The organism is Hymenobacter sp. UV11, from assembly GCF_004684095.1.
Taxonomy (GTDB): Bacteria; Bacteroidota; Bacteroidia; order Cytophagales; family Hymenobacteraceae; genus Hymenobacter.
On sequence record NZ_SRII01000030.1, the window covers coordinates 1 to 15,757 of the forward strand.

Below are 15,757 nucleotides of genomic sequence, written 5' to 3' on the forward strand. Positions count from 1 at the left end.
CTAGGTTCAGCTATTGATAGCAGTAGCCCCGACAGAATCGTTTTGGCCCGAGAGGTGCTGGCCGCTTACAAAGACGACCCGGGGGTTCGAAACCACATCCAGACGATGGTAGCAAGCTACCTAGATGCTGACGAATGGCATTATTGGCGCATTGCCGAACTGTATACTCGGTTGAATTATAGAGAAGAGCTAACCTCTTTCCTGGCGCTTTGTCGCACCAGTGACAATCTAGAAATTCAGGAAATAAGCGACGTTTTTTAAGGCGCTTGATTTCCCGCTTTTTACTGAACGGGGTCAACGTTTCGGAAACGTCTTTATAAAAGCGTTTCTAGGACTTCGAAACATCCAAAAAACGCTCGTTTCTTGGACTAGTCTCGCCCCCCCGCTAAAGGCCCCAAAAACGCAGGTTTTTGAGGCCGTTTTGCCGCACCGTTTTTTGGATGGGTTGCTAGTCTGGAAAACGAGCGTTTTTTGGATGGCTCGGACCATTACCCTGGAGATTATAGTAGCTAATTGTGGCGTGCTACACCACTATAGAAAACTCTGTGCGTTAATTAGACCACACCTCACCCCACTAGTATACCTTGTAACGAACCTACCGTGTCTTCCTTTGTGAAAACGACGCTGTTGCTCCTGCTCGCTCTTGGGGTAGGAGCCGCTTTGCTTGCCGTGCGTAAGGCTCCCAGCTTTTATCAGCAGTTCATGTACTGCTTGGTATACAGCCTTTTTTATGGCTGGGCACTCTATCTGCCTTTTGTAGCTGCTTATGCAGCGTTGTCTCGCCGGTGGTCCCTTGGGTCTTGGTTGCTACCGGTACTAGGAGCCGGGCTAGCCGCCGCGGTAACCGCGCCTATATGGGCTAGCCCAACTTTTCCAGTCTTTAGTGGTAGCCGCTTGCAGGAGGCTAGTAGTTGGGCTGGCGCGGGTGCTTTCTATGGGCTAGTACATCAGCGCTGGATTAGGAGGCAGCCTAAAAGACTTCCCGCCTAAACAAAGAGAAGCCCCGATTTAAGAGGGTTCTGCAACAGCTACTGCACCTTTCTGGCGGTAATTAATTTGGGCCAGATGAAACGCGATGTCTTTCCAACTCCACGCCTCGGGATAACTCTTACCAACTCTCTTCTAGCCACGGCGCATGAGCGTTGGCAGCAGGGGCAGCTCACAGATAGCCGGGAACGCGCAACGGCGGCTGTATTTGAGCAACTGCTACTTGATGCGGCCACGTATTACGTGCTGTATGAGCATCCCGTACACGACTATCTGAATCGCGCTTATCAAACAGATGGCCAACAGTTGAAGGTATTCTTGGCTGAGCGGCTCAATCCAAAGGGTGGGGTTGGGCTAGACCTGTGGATTCTATCCCTACAAGAGCAGTGGCTGTTAGCCTGTACGCACGACGATAATATTTATGCTGTTAGGTCTACTTAGCTTTCAGTAAGTGCCTGCTATAGTTCTTTTTTTAGCTGCTTATGCTTGTCACATTGGTTAAACGTTCGTTTAGAAAATGTGACAAAGCCCAAAAATCACCCTTTCACTGGACGTGAGTACTATTGCGCCCATGCGAGAATTAACCGAACCAGAAGCGTTCCAAGTGCTAGCTTTTATGAACAAGCTTGTCGTGGGCTTGGACCGCATTGGGAGCCAGTACTCCGATAATGCCGAGGACCGGGCTTGGGCATTGGCTTACGTGTTTTCACCGGCCGTATTCAAAGAAGCGGCCCAACTACGCCACCTGATTGGCAGCAAATACAGCCAAGAATTGGACGAGAGGCAGGACCAAGACGAAGTTGAACGGCTCCTGGCAGACCTTTCCTATTGGAAAATGCCGACCCTAAAGCAATTGGCGAGGTTCAGGCAAAACCAACTCAAGAAGTAGTCATAAAACAACGCTCTTTTCCGTGAACGACAAAAACTAGCCCGCCACCTGGTGGCCAGCTGGTCCCAATGGGCAGGTCGAGTTTAAGAAACGCGTCTACGAATCAAGGTTTAAGAAACGTGACAAGCTCAACAGCTGCACCTTCTGGGGCAGGAGCTCGAAAGGCGCGGATTGGGTTAATTTGAAGCATGGAAACATCCCCAAGCATTGCGGCCTTACAAGCCGAAAACGAGGCTTTACGTGTGCAACTGGCTGAACGTGAATCCCAATTGTATCATGCTCTGGGAGTGCTTGTTGGGATGTGGAACCAGTATTGCCCCCCACCCCGAACGCACATGTGCATGAATGCTGGCGAGGATGCCGAAGAGATTTTGAAGAAATGGGACTTGCTGTTACCCGATGAAACCGGCATCGACTTCTGGGGTCTGTGGTCGAGGCCGGAAGATGTAGAGATTCCTGCCAAAGTATTCGCCCTTATTGAGCATAAATAGGATTTTAGGCAAGGTAGCTGGCGGCTTCTTTTTCCTCTGGTTCCTTGGAAAAGCCACTTTACATAAGAAGTCTTCTCGGACACTTCCCGGAATCCGTGCGGGTTTTGGCTTCCGGCCGGGGTGCGGCCGGCGTGGTACTTTGGCGAGGACGTAGCTTCAACTAGGGATGCTTACAGAACGCATTCTTAATGGCTATTTTGTGAACGTTGATTCGTAGAAGGGTTTCCTAAACGCCTCGCGCTACAGAAGCAAGCTTGCCACCGGATGTCTATTCTTCAGCGAAAGGAGCGTTGAGTGGACGAAAGGGCGCGTAGTACTTTGGTAGGCCCGTTTACAGGATATCCACTCAAACGCGAAGCCATGACCACGGAAACCTTCATTGATGTTGTGAAAGAAGTTGTTCGTAATGCTTCGGTCAATAGTGTTGAAACACTGCTGCACCACGTCCCTGGCCGCTCACCTGATAAGCACTTGGTAGCCCTTTCGACGTGGCATACGGCCTTATCCGACTCGGACAAGCACATGGTCACCCAAGTCATCGAACAAGCGGTCGACGACGCCTTGTTCGGCTTTTTATGCGTGCTCGATGGCGTTCGCGTAGTGGAGAGCAACAGCGGAGACTTTGAACTGCGCTATCGCCGAAAGGGAGAAAGCGTGCTGCTCTCTCCCAACGAAGAAGTGGGATACCTGCACGACTTGTATAATGCAAAATAAGTAGCCTTTGCTGTGTTCATCTGAACGGTGGTTTAGATAAAGTGTAAGTCCTTTTTACATACTATAAACCACCCTTCACAACATGTAAAAAGACGAGCAAGAGGGCTTTTTACCTGTTAGCCACGACCGTTTAGGAAAGGTGACAAGCCCTAAAACCTGTGGCTGGGTTCAAGATTCCGAGCAGCCCTATCGCGTTGAGCTCTGTTTAGTCTCCTCGCAGTAGGAGCATCCCATTTGACTGATCCGCTGGGAAGCCGGCGGTAATTTCCTTAAACGGCTGGATTGGATAGGCTCGTTGGCTAGCCAGCACTTGCAACCTGAGCCAGAGGGTAGGATGAAGTCTATTGTTGCTATAAGGGTCAATGACAATACCCGTGAGTTTGCCAAACTCATGGAGCAGGCTGTCTAAGGGCATATCGATTTCTAGGCTGCCCAGATACCGTTCGTGTTGCCATTCCTTCCAGTAGATATCTAGGGCCATAAGTAATAGGCTGAATAGGGAGTGGTGCCAAACTATCGCACGCTGTATTAGCAAGTAGCGCTGAGGTTATAACCTTTATTAAACGCACGTTTAATAAAGGTTATAAACGCGACGGTTACGCTTTCTGAAGTCTTCCCAACAAGGTGATAAGCTGCTTGGTGAGATTAGCGCTTTGTCAATAAGGCGTTGCTAAGGGTAAAACGGTAGGGAAAAGAAGCGGCGTTCTTTGCTACTTACCCAGCGGTATCTTTGTTCTAGTAGTATACTAAAGCTCTTGGCGATGGAATCCGAACTGACTAATTTCCTGACTACGATAGACACGCCGGAATTTCGCCGCAACAATATGGCGAAGGTGCGCGCCAAAGCCGCTGCGGCCCAGGCTCGCCCAGGTTCCTTGCTTTCGGTACCGCTAACGGTCGCTGAGTCAACTGACTTTACGTTGTCAGTAACTCATTTGCAGGCGGTTGTGAGCGGTAAATGAGCCAAGAGCTGCCCGTATTACATATTTTCGGAGGTCCAAACGGCTCCGGAAAATCCACCCTGTTTGCGCGCTTTCAGGAAACCGCGAAGCAGCCCCTGGAGCAGGTAAACGGCGATGTACTTCAGCAGCAGCACCCGCAGTTGAGCGGTTTCGAGGTAGCCGAGATTACTTCGGCCCGAATCAGGGAGCTGCTAGCCGCGCAGGTCTCCTTTTCGATAGAAAGTAACCTGGCCACGGCGGACAACTACAAGCTGATTAACGGGGCAAAGGCTGCCGGCTACCGGGTAGAACTGGTCTATGTGAGCTTGGACTCGGTGCAGGAGTGCCGCTATCGGGTGCAGCAGCGAGTGCGGGAGGGCGGCCACGACGTGCCTTCGGCCATCATCGAGCAACGCTACCACCAGTCCCTATCCTTGCTCAAGCAGCAGTATCTCTTGTTTGACCGTATCCGGCTAGTGGACAATAGCGACCGAGCCACTGGCTACCAAACGGCGGCCCTCATTGGAAAAGGGAAGGTGCGGGAAGTGCAAGCCGCGCCAGCCAGCTGGGCAGCCGGCGTAGTGCGGCACATTCAGCAGCGCGAGCGGTTCGTACAACTGCCGTGACCCACCTGAGTACCCAACTCTTCCTACTGTCTAATTACCAGGTAATAGTATTCAACCGGGAAAAGTCGATGCCAGGCATCTGGTGGAGAGTATAGCGTTGATTTACAGAGTTTATACGAGTTCGTTTGCCTCGTCGATATGGGAGGCCCTGAATAGTCGTATTCCTTCCCTTTTGTTCTAGTTCCCAAGACCGTGACGCTGACTACCGAAGCCGAGCACCAAGCCGCCGTGCAGGAATTCCGGACGCTGGCCACCGATGAAGAAGCCAACTGCGACCGGCTGCTGGTGCTGCGCGACGCCATCCACGCCTTTGAAGAGGCAAAGGGCCACAACCCTGGGCCACCGAAAACGGCAGCGGGCCAGCTGCAAGTAATATTGTTTAAACGCCACTTGCAGCCGCCGCTTTGACCTGGTATGAGCGCCCCCACCATTACCCCCGGCCACATTCAGCGAGCCAAGGACGCGCTGCTAGCGGCCGGCACGTTGGAGGCCGCTGGCAGTCAGGCCCTTGACCTAGCGACCGTTTTCTACAACGAAACCCCGCAGGTGAGCCACACGGATGCCCTGCGCCGGGAGCGCAATCTGATTCAGGAGGAGTTGGAAACTGTCAGCAGCCAGTTGCAGCAGGAGCGCCAAAAATCGCACCGCCTGGAACAGGCATTGGTGACGGCGCTGGCTGAACCAAAATTCCACCAAAACAAAGCCTATAAGCTGCGCAAGCGGCTACGAGCTATTTTGGTGGTGCTGGAACATCCCCAGGCAAAGGAAGCGACTAAGCTTAAGAACGTTATAAAGCTGGTAGTCGCTGCATTGGCCGGTAGTGACGAGGACTTAGGGTGAGCTGTTGGGGCAATGACTTCCAAACAAAAAAGATGCACCTGGCACCAGGCAAACCGGCCAGCCGTGTACGCCCATTTCAAGGGCGTCTGTCAATCTTGTAAGCTGGCTATTGGCACGAATGGCCCCAAGTGGGATATTCACCACCTTACCTACCACTACCACGGCCAACTATATGACACCCCCGCCCCTGAGCTGATTGCGGTAGGCGTGATAACGCTAATCTGCCGGCTGTGTCACAATAAAGAGCACACCGCAACTGACCCCGAGAGCCCCCAGCACGGTGAAAATCGCGCCCGTTGCGAACGGTGCGGCGCTTCGGAACGCGGTATTATGGACCGGAAGAAGGGGGAGCAGCTGCCGCAGCTGTTATGCCGTCAGTGCTTTCTACTCAACCAACAAGGAGTTACCCAGACCTCATTATTCATTTGATGCGCGCTGATTAGGCAGCTAAAGAGCAGTAAGTGCTTGACTAGTCACGGATTAATCGGTGACTAGTCAAGCAGAAGTTGAATAAGACGCGGCCGTGTTTACTTTGCGGGCTCTGACTAGTCACGCATTGTATGAAAAACACTTCTCCATTTTTAACCATAAAGCAAGCAGCTCAGCAGGTTAACAAGTCTGAGCAGACTATTCGGCGACTAGTCAAACAGCACGTAAAGACTAGTCATATCCAGGTCGAGCAAACCCCAAAAGGTGACACGTATCTGATTAGTCAGACGTTCCTCGCGCAGCAATACCCCGCTCCCACCGAGCAATTGCCAGTCATCAGTGAGCCAGAATCAGGACCAACCGTGGCGCAGTTGCAACAACAACTAGCTGAGCGAGACCAGACGATTCAGCAGCTACAACACCGCCTGCTAGAGCAAAACGACGTGTTGAACGCGCTGACTAGTCAGGTGAATAGTCAGCGCATCGGACGCATTGAGGAACTGCTACTTAGCCAGAATGAGCAGTTGGGTGAGCTACAAAAGCGGCTGCCTGAACCTGCCGAAGTATTGCAGTTACCCCCAGCACCAGCGCCTGGTAAGAAGGGCCTATGGCAGCGATTATTTGGCTTATAGAGGTGACAAACAGCCTTTGTTACCCGATTAGTCAGTTGACTAATCAAGTGACTAGTCAGCGCGGGTATTAATCTGGTAATGAATGGGTTTCATACTGACCCAGTTTGTCACGTTCGAGAGCAGCTCGCAAGCGCGCTACGTTAGCAGGGGAGGATAACAGGTGCGCGGTTTCATCCAAGTCTACTGCCTTCGCCGCCCGGCCCCGAAGGGTGACAAAGGGCAGGCTGCGCAGTAGCTCCAGCATAAAGGCAGCTCGGTGCTCTGGTACTTCCAGCGTGATTCTCATACGGTGGTTAGGTAGGTTCCTTAACCAGGGCCAGGCCAAGGGCCGGGAGGTGGTCAAAGTCGTTGTCGGCCGTGTGCAACGGCAGGTCCAGGTAGAGCGCCGTGGCCGCAATCCAGAGGTCGTTCTTGCCCATGTTGCGGGCGCTCATCCCAGCCGGTAGCGGCTGGCCGCGCAGCTTACCTTGGCTGTAGGCGTCAAGGCGGGCATACAAGCTGGCCAACTCGGGCACAAAGCCCACCAGAGGGTAACGTTCGAGCAGTTGCCGCAGGAAGGCTACTTTCTGGTAGCCCCAATCGGCTTTGAGGGCAAAGGCTTCCAATTCGCCTACCACGGCAAAGGGCAGCACCGCCCGCAGCGGAAGCAGCTGCTGGCGACGCAAGTGCGCGATGACGACGTTCGTATCAAAGACCACGCGCAGCAGCGGCGCGCTCTTCGCGCAGTAGTTCGTCCATGCGGGCATTTTCCTCGGCGGTGAAGCCCAGGTCGGGGATGGGCAGCGCCTGCGTAGGGGCTACCGTGTCCAGAAAGTGCTGCACTCCCCAGCGCTTGATATCGGCCGGGGAGTAGTAGGTGAGCTGCCCCCACCGGAGAGGGGGAATGGTTTCGGGGAATGTGGAGGTAATCATCTGTGAGAAAGGTAATTGAAAATGAATAGACGGTATAGGCGCTAGCGCACATTAGCAAAAAAGAAAGGGCGCTTTGGCCTACACCCCAAAAAGCTTGGCTGTATACGCCCCAACGTTTTCTAGCTCTTTGTTGAGAACCCGCAGCTGGACTTTGTGCAGTTGTCGGTTGATGTCGGCCAGGGAGTGCAGAGCCAATACTTTGTGAGCCTGGTCCTGGCGCAGGCCGAAATGGGCGGTAAGCCGCCCAAACGCGGCTGCATTTGGGCCTTCGTACGCCACTATCTGCTGCTTAGGGTGGTACTGGACGGTAAAATCAATTTGCGTTACGCTACGGCCCTGTTTGATGGGTGTGTAGCTAAATGAGAGGTCAGCTTTCCCATTGATTTCATGTTCAGAAGGGTCCAGTACCCGGTTCTTGAAGTGGGTCCATTTCTCGTAGCGGTCCTTACCTGTTTTGGGGTCAATGAGGTCCAATCGCTCTTTTAGCTCCTGCACACTGATACGGAAAGACTTATCAGGCAGGTTTTTGTACATAGAAAACAGCTCGTATAGCCGCTTGGCATACTTGCTGTTCAGCGTTAGCGCAGCGTGCAGTTGCATTGTGGTAAAACGCTCTTTCAACTCCACATACAGCGGCCGTACCTTCTGGCTTAGCTCCAATTCGATGATTCCCTGGCCGGTTATGTATTCGGCGGATGCTACAAACGTCGCTTGAAGCAAGTGCCCGTTAGGCAGCGTTGTTTCAAAAAAACGGGTGATGAGGCGCTTAGTGGCGCGCTGTAGGTCGGCCACCTTAATCGTTTCGCCTGTGAGCGTCATCAGTTCTTTGGCGGAGACGTGGTAAAGTGTATTTGGTGCATCCTCTTTTTTGATGCTGGCCATAACCATATATAAAATATTCTTCTCCAAAGCAGTCATCTCGTAACGGGCCACTGTCAGCGCATTGTCCTGCCATAGAGTAGCCCCGTCAAGCAGGGAAAGAGCATGTTTCATAGCGGCAAAGCTACTGAAGTTGTCGTATAAAAAATCCTGACAACTTTGCATAGACAACTTTCACGAACTTTTTGACAACCTTCAGCCACGGAATTCGAACTTTTTGACAACTTTCGACCCCTATTTCACGAACTTTTTGACAACTTTCACGAACTTTTTGACAACCTATTCGAACTTTTTGACAACTTTGGTGCTCTGGGGACACTGTGAATCAAGTAGTTACGACACCCCCAAATAACAAGTAATGAAAAAGAATTGTCACAAGTATTTGAACGCGCAGGCGAGGGCTTTCAGAAAGTCAGTTGACGCGGAATCGAATTAGCCGACAGCCAAAAAAAAGAGCAAAGACCAAAAAGGCTTCGCACACTGGGGCGGCGGCATTTTAAGCATATATTATTAGTAATTAAAGGCTTATAAAATCTATTAACGAGCTTATATACTACCTTGAGCCTGAGATTACCAAGCTTGTGCCGAAGCGCAACGCCACGGTATCTTGCATCATGGCTGACCATGTTTTCCGTCTCAAAGACACGCCTTTAGGCACCCTCCTTGTCAAGTTCTACCAGATTGAACTCTATAGCCCAGAGGCGTTTGAGCGCGCTGTAGGGCGTGATTTCCTCACCGCGACCGTGCCGGGTTCTGGGGTTATGTGGGGCTCCCGGCTGTACCAAGGCGAAGTAGATTCTGCCGCGGTATTACCCGAAGCTATTTTTAATCTACATCTGCGTTGCCCTCACTGTAACTACGTACGCATCGAGCGTGTCGGCTAGCTGTCTAGCTAACCAGCTGCCCAGGTACACACCTAAATACCTTTCTCGCCCTCGCGGTAGCGTTTGCGCACTTCGGCCCGGTGGTCGTCGCGCCAGGCCTGCACGATGTTGGCCAGCAGGTCCGTCAGGCTCACCTCGACGCCGGGCAGGTTGACGACGGTGGCCAGGGCGCGGTGTAGCTCGACGGGCAGGTACACGCTTTGCTTCTTGGTGACCTCCTTAGCCGGGGTGGTAAAATAGGCCAACGGACGCGGCTGAGGCGACGCAGGAGTCGCCGAGGTACTTGGAGCTGGTTCGGGGGCTTCGAGGGCCATAGGCGTCACTGCAGGGGCCAACGGGGTATCTGATGCGGGTAGGTGCGGGCCAGGTGCTACCGAAGCCGAGTCGGCCGCTGGGAAAGCAGTCAGGGGCTCTTGGCTGATGGATTGCAGGTAATCAGCGAGTTCTGGATGGGGGGTTTTGTCGGCCATGAGGGTAGGGTAAAGATCAGGAAAAGAAAAACTATTTTCAGCTTTGAACGAGCATACAAGCCAGCAAGTTTAGCTACTCTCTTTTTCCCTTTTGTTATTTTATACTTATCTACTTAAAAAGCTAAAAAGCTAAAAAGCTAGAAATAAAAAGCTGCTAAACACTGAAAATAAAAAGCTAATTAGCTACAGCTTTCCAAGTAGTTAGCTTTTTAGCTATCATACGGCAGTTGCTGGGGGCAGTGGGGAGTGGTAGCCTTAGCCCTAGTGCGCCCGCATCCCTGGTGCCCCCTTTGCCGTATGTTCTTACGTTAGGGAGCTAGTGCGCCCGCATCCCTGGTGCCCCCTTTGCCGTATGTTCTTACGTTAGGGAGCAAGACAGGTTTTACTAGCGCAAAACGTCTTGCTTTTGGCTCCTATCGTCGCCAAAAGACTTAGCCCTAATACCTCTGTTCTATGAGTCAGATAGCCCCTAATTCAGCAGAAGAGCCCAAGCCTAAGCGTTTAGGTGGGCGGCCTAAAAAGGAGCCAGGGGAGAAGCTAAGAAGCGTAACCACGCACGTTTCTCTGGCCCGTTATGAAGAATTAGAAGCGGGTGCGGCGGCGGTGCGGCAGCCGCTCTCGCAGTTCGTGCGGCCCTTAGTAGAGGCCGGCGTGAAGGCCCGCAAGCGGCCGGTTTTGCAGCTCACTATTGCGCAGGACGGGTACTTGCGGCAGCTGGCCGGAATGGCTAATAACCTTAACCAACTGAGCAAGCGGGCGCACCAAAGCGGGTTCGCCGCCGTGGCCCAGGAGGTGGAGGCGCAGGCCGCGACGCTGGACCGGCTGCTAGACTATTTCGCGGGCGTCGTATGATTAGCCGGACGACCATCGGGCGCAGCTTCGGCGGAGTGGTGCGCTACCAGTTCGAGGGCCGCAAGGAGCAGCCCAGCGACAAGCAGGCCGAGGTGCTGGTAGCTGTGGGCGTGCGTTCTGACAGCGCGGCCCACATGAGCGCGGACTTTAACCGGGGCCGGCAATTGAATCCCAACCTCGGGCAAGCCGTGTGGCACACCTCGTTGAGCTTTAACCCCGACGACGCGGCCAAGCTCGACAGCGTCAAGATGCTGGCTATCGCCGAGGGCTACGTGCAGAAGATGGGACTCGACAAGACGCAGTACGCCATCATCCGGCACCACGACCAGCCCGACAACCAGCACCTGCACATCATCGCCAACCGGGTAGCCGACGACGGGCAGACCATCAAGGACGGGCAAAACTTCTTTCGCTCTAAGCAGGCGCTGAAAGAACTGATTCAGGAGTATGGGCTGACCCCGCCCCAGGGACTGCGGGCGGAGAAGCAGCACCTAGCGCAGCTGCAAGGGGCGGAGTTGACCAAGCACGAACTGCGGCAGGCCCTGCACCAAGCGCTGGCCACAGCCACAGACCGGCCGGCGCTGCTGGCCACCTTGCAGGCCCAGCAGATTAGCGCCCGCGAGTTCGCCAACAAGGCGGGCGAGGTGACAGGTATCAGCTTCGAGAAGGACGGGACGGTGTTCAAAGGCTCGCAGTTGGGGCGCGGCTACAGCCTGGCCGGCCTGGACCGGCAGCTGGCCACGAACCACGCGCGGGAACAGGCGGCGCAAACCGCCGCGCGGGAGGCAGCCGCGCACATGCAGCGGCAAGTGGCCGCGCAGCTGGCCGGGCAACGGGCAGAAGCCGAGCACCAGGCAGCGGAGCGGCGGGCTGTGCAGGAAGCAGAGCGGCAAGCCGCGCAGTTGGCCCAGCGGCAGGCTGCGCAGGCCGCGAAAACGGCCGAGTTGCCGGCTGTCGAGCGCAAGTGGCACGCCGAGTACCAGCAGTATCAGGCGCGCGTAGCGCAGCACAACGTCCCCATTCAGGCGCACAATGCGCAGGTGACGGCCTACAGCGACTATCTGAAGGCTTCTCCGGATGCCACCGGTTTGCAGACCGTGCTCCAGGAACTGGCCGCCACCAAGGGGCTGGGCGGCTTGCAACTTGCGTTAGAACGCCAGGTCCAGGACCTAGCTAGCCATGCGCGAACTGTGGCCAATACGTTCGGGCAGGAGGAGGCCCTGCGGCAGCAGGCCAAAGGTCTCTTCGGGCTCGGGCTGGGCGCGAAGGCCAGGGAGGCCACGGAGAAGCTGGAGATACTGGCCAACCAGGGCCGCTATGTCCCGGACAACGAGCACCGCATGTTTGCCATTTACACGGCCTTGGCAGCTAAACCCGCCCCCGTGCCCGGCTTCGAGGCCCGCGCCTATCACCAGCCCGAAGTAGTGGCCCTGAGCTTGGCGGCCTATGCGGCGCAGCGGGAGGCCGAGCGCCGGGCCGTGGTGCTGGTCAGTGAGCCGGCACACGAGGTACACACGACCGGCCGCGCCGAGGCCTTGCAAATGACGTTGAAGAGTCAGGGAGCCACCACGCAGCTCACCCACCGCCTCGACGCGCACGGCAACCGGCTGAGTGAGTTGGTGGTGCAGTACAGCTTGCAGAGTACCGAACTGCAAAAGGTGAGCCGCACGCTGGACTGGGCGCAGGGTCGGGAGGGCTACCAGGTGCAGGAGCGCGCGGGCGACCAAGCGCAGCGCCAGGCCCCCGGCCAACGGGCGGCCCAGCAGCGACGGGAGCAGGGCGAGAGCCAGGGCTATGGCGGGCGGGGTATGTGAGTACTAGCAGCGTTTTACGTACTAGGAGGGTCGTTTCCAATATGTAAAATTTAATCATTTTATTGATTATCAAACATTTGCAATGTTTGCATAGCAGTTAGTTGCGCTACTATAGCCTGAGCCCTAATGCGGAAATTCTCCCAGCGGTCATCGGATTGAAGGGCATCATCTGACCAAAAATTGGAGGAAGGTTCGATAGCTCCTAATTCGTGGTTCAGTTGCGTAACGGCATTATAGATTTCCGCAGGTATTACTCGTTCCTCACGTAGTCCCTTCGCCACGTGCCAAGCATTATCCCACTCCAAGGCAACTTCATCAGCTGATACTTGACCTGGCTGTATCTGTACAGAGGCTGGAGCAGCCATCAAGCACATAGCATCTAGGAGAATAGCGAGTTGAATCTTGGACATAGGGAAAAAACAAAGGGTAACATAGCTTCTAACACAGTAAAATACAAAATATTATCGCCAAGGCGACGAGTACGAAACCCGCACTGATTCCAAGACTTGTCCGCTATGACTTGTTATGTTAATCAACTTTTCCAAGAAATCAGCAGGAAAATAATTGCCTCCCCACTGCCCCCGAAATTCTATTTGCTAATGACTTTTTTCATTGGACAGTACCTGTTGCAAGGTGGCTTGAATCAAGCTCAATGCCTGAGGCACATCAAGATTCACTACTAGCAATCGGTTCGCTACGCCTGCCGCCTCCAATTGGGCGATTTCAGCCTGGAAGGGTCGGTCCTCCAGCCAATAGAATTCTTCTGCTAAGTTGATAGCCTCCGTTTTCAACGCATCCCAATTAGTGGGCTGCACGGCGTGGTTGAGTTGAGCTAAGGTGCTGGGTGACAAGTACGACGCGAGGTATCGTATTGCGGTGGCCCGGTCTCCCTTGCAGTGCGTAGTCAACCAGTAGCAGTCAAAATACTTCGTCACAAAGTCAACCAGTTCCGCCACTCCTGGGGCTGCCTGGGTATGCTTAGCTGTAAGCAGCACACCGTCGATATCTAAATAAATCTTAGTCACTTAACAAAGGTAGAACTCAACGGAATCCCACTTTTGACCTAAGGAGGGATTGACTAATGTTATAGCTGAGCTTGTCACGTTTCTTAAACGAACGATTAAGAAAGGTCTAAGTCCAGTATAGTCATTCGTTGAAAGAGAGATTATTGGATGTTACCTGTCAAGCTCGTAAGCTTTTTTAAACGAATGTGGCTGTTGTCGCGCTCAGCCTAGGGAACCGAACGCGGTAACAGCCAACGTAAATGCTGCTGCAAAATCTGCTGCCAAGCTATTTTTCCCGTCTCTACGCAACAAATGACTTGTTTTTTGAGCGAACGGATGGGTTCTGCCACAGCCCCTGTGCCTGCTAGCACCTTGCTTTATTAGCAGTTTCCAGTCTAACCTAGTTTCAGGATTAAGTTGAGCGCGCCATCTAGTGGACGCTTTTTTACGCCTAAAAGCCCCGAAAAGCCCCATTTAGCCCATTTAGTCAAGTGCGTGGCCGCTGAAGTAGCGCCTTTGGCAGTAGGGGTTTCTACAGCTTCCGCTTCCCCGAAGTATAGGCTATCACTAGGCGCTGGACAAACTGCGGCTGCGGCTGGTGTAACTCCAAGCGCTGCAGTGCTTCTTCCTCCCGCCGCTTGCTGAGCTTGGTCAAATTCCTAATGTAGTCTGTCAGCAGCCAGCCGCACCCCACGGCGCCTACTAGGTTTAGTCCTGTTCTAAAGGGGATAGTGGGTGACGGATTATAAGTTAGCGCAATTACCTGAGTCACCCCAACCGTTCCAGCCAGTGCGAGGCCCCGGTGGTCCCGGTGACGGAAGGAGCGAAAGGCTTGGTGAAGGATTTCTACACTGTCGGCATGAGTTAGTGTTGGCGGCGTGGAAGGGTATTGCTGGGCATAACCACTCCCGGTTACGAGGGCGAGCAAGAGCGTGCAAAAGGCTTTCATGCCGGAAAAACTACGACACAAACTAGCTTAAACAAAGCATAGTACGCTTTCATAACCTATTCATCATACCCAAAGATTTTCTAGCAACAGCTCTTTAAATAGCAGACATTTCCCAGGGCAGCCATTGTACGTTTTCTGCACAAGGTCGCCAGTTCAAATTAGAGTCTACCAGCTGGAGCTAGTATCAAAAAGGCGCACCTTAATGATGCATGCTTTTTCGACTTATCAACCCCCCCGCCACGCGCTGGAAACGCATGTAAGGTGGACTTTCTGAGCCATCCGCTCGGAAATGGACTTTCTGAACCTCTAGCTGTTTGCAGAGTAAGCAGCCCTGCTTCTTCATAACTCTACTACTGAGCCGGCTAACCCAAGCTCAGCGGCACCCTGCCGAAGCCACGTGAGCACCCGCGCCGTTTGGTCAGCGGTCGCCGTATGCAAGAGCAGATAGACTTGCTGGCTGTCTATTGTTACCAGAAAATCTTCGTCCCAAGCGAGGGGTCCCGAAGTCTCATATGCGTAGCGCACTACATCGCTTGCATCTCCTAGTGCTGCTGACAGCAAGAGCCAGGGATGAGTCGTTTTTAGATAGTGCAGCAACTCTTCTAGCTGAGGTGGTTGGAGAGGTAAGCTGAAAACGAAGCCATATTCGTAGCCCATAGCCAAAGCTAGCGTTGGTCAGCGGAACGACCCTTTGGGTATACTCGGGCCTACCTTCGGTCTTTAAATTCAGTTCCCAGTGGATGCCTCGGCTTTAGCACAGTTAGCAGCTCTTTTTGATAGCGACGACGTGTTCATCAAGTCCATCCGCTACGAGTCCCCTTCGAGCGTGCAGGAGGGCTGGCTCCTTTCGCCCAATGCCCTCGGAGGCGTGGCCATTGTCTTCGAGGGGTTTGAAGGTATTACCCGCTTAGAACTCACGCTAACGGAGGTGAAGCGCTTGGCTTTCGATTTTGCCTACGAAGTAGCGTTCAAAGCCAGTTATGATGCTTTCTTGCGGGAGTACACGGTGACACTCAGCCGCCTGGGGCAGGAAATATGCTGCAAAGGCCTTTCTTACAGTGTGGAGCACTGTTAGACCCTCCTTTACTTTCGGACCGTTACAGTGAACGCCGACACCCTCGCGGTAGAAAAGTAAATATGATGGCCTATTCAGAAAAATGGCTTCGGTTGTGCGAAGCCGAAGAGGAGTACCGCATTCGCCAGTACGAAGTCATGCAGGACCAAGCGCAAATGGCCCTCGACTTGAAACAGGCGCTGGCGGGCCCGGAGAATGATCTGACAGCTATGCGGCTACTGGTAGCCATGAAACCAGGTGTGGAGATTATAACCCCCTTACTTTCGCAGGTGCTAGGTTCAGCTATTGATAGCAGTAGCCCCGACAGAATCGTTTTGGCCCGAGAGGTGCTGGCCGCTTACAAAGACGACCCGGGGGTTCGAAACCACA

Annotated in this window: 23 protein-coding genes; 15 read left to right on the forward strand and 8 right to left on the reverse strand. The window is 53.7% G+C overall.

All coding sequences use genetic code 11. The features are described 5' to 3' along the window. From E4631_RS26355 to E4631_RS25010, 5 genes are all read left to right on the forward strand, one after another. On the forward strand, positions 1-261 hold a 261-nt coding region (locus E4631_RS26355; RefSeq protein WP_205704318.1), incomplete at its 5' end, for a hypothetical protein. An 804-nt stretch (positions 262-1,065) separates the two neighbouring features. Beyond that, complete coding sequence (locus E4631_RS24995; protein ID WP_133657796.1) at positions 1,066-1,428, forward strand: hypothetical protein; 363 nt, start codon at positions 1,066-1,068, stop codon at positions 1,426-1,428. A 130-nt stretch (positions 1,429-1,558) separates the two neighbouring features. Next, the gene (locus E4631_RS25000; protein WP_205704319.1) at positions 1,559-1,876 is read left to right on the forward strand and encodes a hypothetical protein; all 318 of its coding nucleotides are present in this window, start codon (positions 1,559-1,561) and stop codon (positions 1,874-1,876) included. A 188-nt stretch (positions 1,877-2,064) separates the two neighbouring features. Further along, positions 2,065-2,367 carry a hypothetical protein gene (locus E4631_RS25005; RefSeq protein WP_133657794.1) on the forward strand — a complete coding sequence of 101 codons (303 nt, stop codon included), beginning with the start codon at positions 2,065-2,067 and terminating at the stop codon, positions 2,365-2,367. Positions 2,368-2,727: 360 nt separating this feature from the next. Beyond that, positions 2,728-3,081, forward strand: a complete 354-nt coding sequence (locus E4631_RS25010; protein WP_133655940.1) for a hypothetical protein — start codon at positions 2,728-2,730, stop codon at positions 3,079-3,081. A gap of 205 nt (positions 3,082-3,286) precedes the next feature. On the opposite strand, the gene E4631_RS25015 is transcribed toward E4631_RS25010, so the two are convergent. After that, entirely contained in the window at positions 3,287-3,562 is a 276-nt protein-coding gene (locus E4631_RS25015) for a hypothetical protein (protein WP_133657793.1), read from the reverse strand. A gap of 280 nt (positions 3,563-3,842) precedes the next feature. On the opposite strand from E4631_RS25015, the gene E4631_RS25020 reads away from it, so the two are divergent. From E4631_RS25020 to E4631_RS25040, 5 genes are all read left to right on the forward strand, one after another. Beyond that, on the forward strand, positions 3,843-4,043 hold the full coding sequence (locus E4631_RS25020) for a hypothetical protein (protein WP_135318671.1): 201 nt from the start codon (positions 3,843-3,845) through the stop codon (positions 4,041-4,043). After that, complete coding sequence (locus tag E4631_RS25025) at positions 4,040-4,648, forward strand: zeta toxin family protein (protein ID WP_133657792.1); 609 nt, start codon at positions 4,040-4,042, stop codon at positions 4,646-4,648. Before E4631_RS25020 ends, E4631_RS25025 begins: the two co-directional genes overlap by 4 nt. A gap of 192 nt (positions 4,649-4,840) precedes the next feature. Then, complete coding sequence (locus E4631_RS25030) at positions 4,841-5,056, forward strand: hypothetical protein (protein WP_133657791.1); 216 nt, start codon at positions 4,841-4,843, stop codon at positions 5,054-5,056. A 6-nt stretch (positions 5,057-5,062) separates the two neighbouring features. Beyond that, positions 5,063-5,488 carry a hypothetical protein gene (locus E4631_RS25035; RefSeq protein WP_133657790.1) on the forward strand — a complete coding sequence of 142 codons (426 nt, stop codon included), beginning with the start codon at positions 5,063-5,065 and terminating at the stop codon, positions 5,486-5,488. Between the two features lie 560 nt (positions 5,489-6,048). Continuing rightward, positions 6,049-6,549 carry a DNA-binding protein gene (locus tag E4631_RS25040; RefSeq protein ID WP_174805461.1) on the forward strand — a complete coding sequence of 167 codons (501 nt, stop codon included), beginning with the start codon at positions 6,049-6,051 and terminating at the stop codon, positions 6,547-6,549. A gap of 67 nt (positions 6,550-6,616) precedes the next feature. On the opposite strand, the gene E4631_RS25045 is transcribed toward E4631_RS25040, so the two are convergent. The 4 genes from E4631_RS25045 to E4631_RS25060 all read right to left on the reverse strand — a co-directional run bounded on the left by E4631_RS25045 (position 6,617) and on the right by E4631_RS25060 (position 8,454). Next, a complete protein-coding gene (locus tag E4631_RS25045; protein ID WP_133657789.1) occupies positions 6,617-6,835 on the reverse strand; it encodes a type II toxin-antitoxin system prevent-host-death family antitoxin in 219 nt (72 codons plus the stop codon). Between the two features lie 7 nt (positions 6,836-6,842). Then, positions 6,843-7,295, reverse strand: a complete 453-nt coding sequence (locus tag E4631_RS25050; RefSeq protein ID WP_133657788.1) for a PIN domain-containing protein — start codon at positions 7,293-7,295, stop codon at positions 6,843-6,845. Then, complete coding sequence (locus E4631_RS25055) at positions 7,237-7,461, reverse strand: hypothetical protein (RefSeq protein WP_133657787.1); 225 nt, start codon at positions 7,459-7,461, stop codon at positions 7,237-7,239. Before E4631_RS25055 ends, E4631_RS25050 begins: the two co-directional genes overlap by 59 nt. Positions 7,462-7,539: 78 nt before the next feature. Beyond that, entirely contained in the window at positions 7,540-8,454 is a 915-nt protein-coding gene (locus E4631_RS25060) for a replication initiation protein (protein WP_133657786.1), read from the reverse strand. A gap of 500 nt (positions 8,455-8,954) precedes the next feature. Between E4631_RS25060 and E4631_RS25065 the strand changes: the two genes are divergently transcribed. Beyond that, on the forward strand, positions 8,955-9,224 hold the full coding sequence (locus tag E4631_RS25065; RefSeq protein WP_133657785.1) for a hypothetical protein: 270 nt from the start codon (positions 8,955-8,957) through the stop codon (positions 9,222-9,224). A gap of 32 nt (positions 9,225-9,256) precedes the next feature. Here the strand turns inward: E4631_RS25065 and E4631_RS25070 are convergent, their stop codons facing one another. Continuing rightward, complete coding sequence (locus E4631_RS25070; RefSeq protein ID WP_133657784.1) at positions 9,257-9,694, reverse strand: hypothetical protein; 438 nt, start codon at positions 9,692-9,694, stop codon at positions 9,257-9,259. 453 nt (positions 9,695-10,147) lie between these two features. Here E4631_RS25070 and E4631_RS25075 point away from each other — a divergent pair, with 453 nt between their 5' ends. Continuing rightward, complete coding sequence (locus tag E4631_RS25075) at positions 10,148-10,546, forward strand: MobC family plasmid mobilization relaxosome protein (protein ID WP_133657783.1); 399 nt, start codon at positions 10,148-10,150, stop codon at positions 10,544-10,546. Next, positions 10,543-12,360, forward strand: coding sequence for a relaxase/mobilization nuclease domain-containing protein (locus E4631_RS26865; RefSeq protein ID WP_135318672.1), 1,818 nt, complete (start codon positions 10,543-10,545; stop codon positions 12,358-12,360). Before E4631_RS25075 ends, E4631_RS26865 begins: the two co-directional genes overlap by 4 nt. A gap of 59 nt (positions 12,361-12,419) precedes the next feature. Here E4631_RS26865 and E4631_RS25085 read toward each other — a convergent pair whose 3' ends face one another. Continuing rightward, complete coding sequence (locus tag E4631_RS25085) at positions 12,420-12,770, reverse strand: hypothetical protein (protein WP_133657800.1); 351 nt, start codon at positions 12,768-12,770, stop codon at positions 12,420-12,422. 186 nt (positions 12,771-12,956) lie between these two features. Then, positions 12,957-13,385, reverse strand: coding sequence for a hypothetical protein (locus E4631_RS25090; protein WP_133657799.1), 429 nt, complete (start codon positions 13,383-13,385; stop codon positions 12,957-12,959). Between the two features lie 1,664 nt (positions 13,386-15,049). Between E4631_RS25090 and E4631_RS25095 the strand changes: the two genes are divergently transcribed. Both E4631_RS25095 and E4631_RS26360 read left to right on the forward strand, forming a co-directional pair. Then, positions 15,050-15,388, forward strand: coding sequence for a hypothetical protein (locus tag E4631_RS25095; protein WP_133657798.1), 339 nt, complete (start codon positions 15,050-15,052; stop codon positions 15,386-15,388). A gap of 62 nt (positions 15,389-15,450) precedes the next feature. Continuing rightward, positions 15,451-15,757 (forward strand): hypothetical protein (locus E4631_RS26360; protein WP_205704320.1); only part of this gene is annotated, 307 nt, incomplete at its 3' end.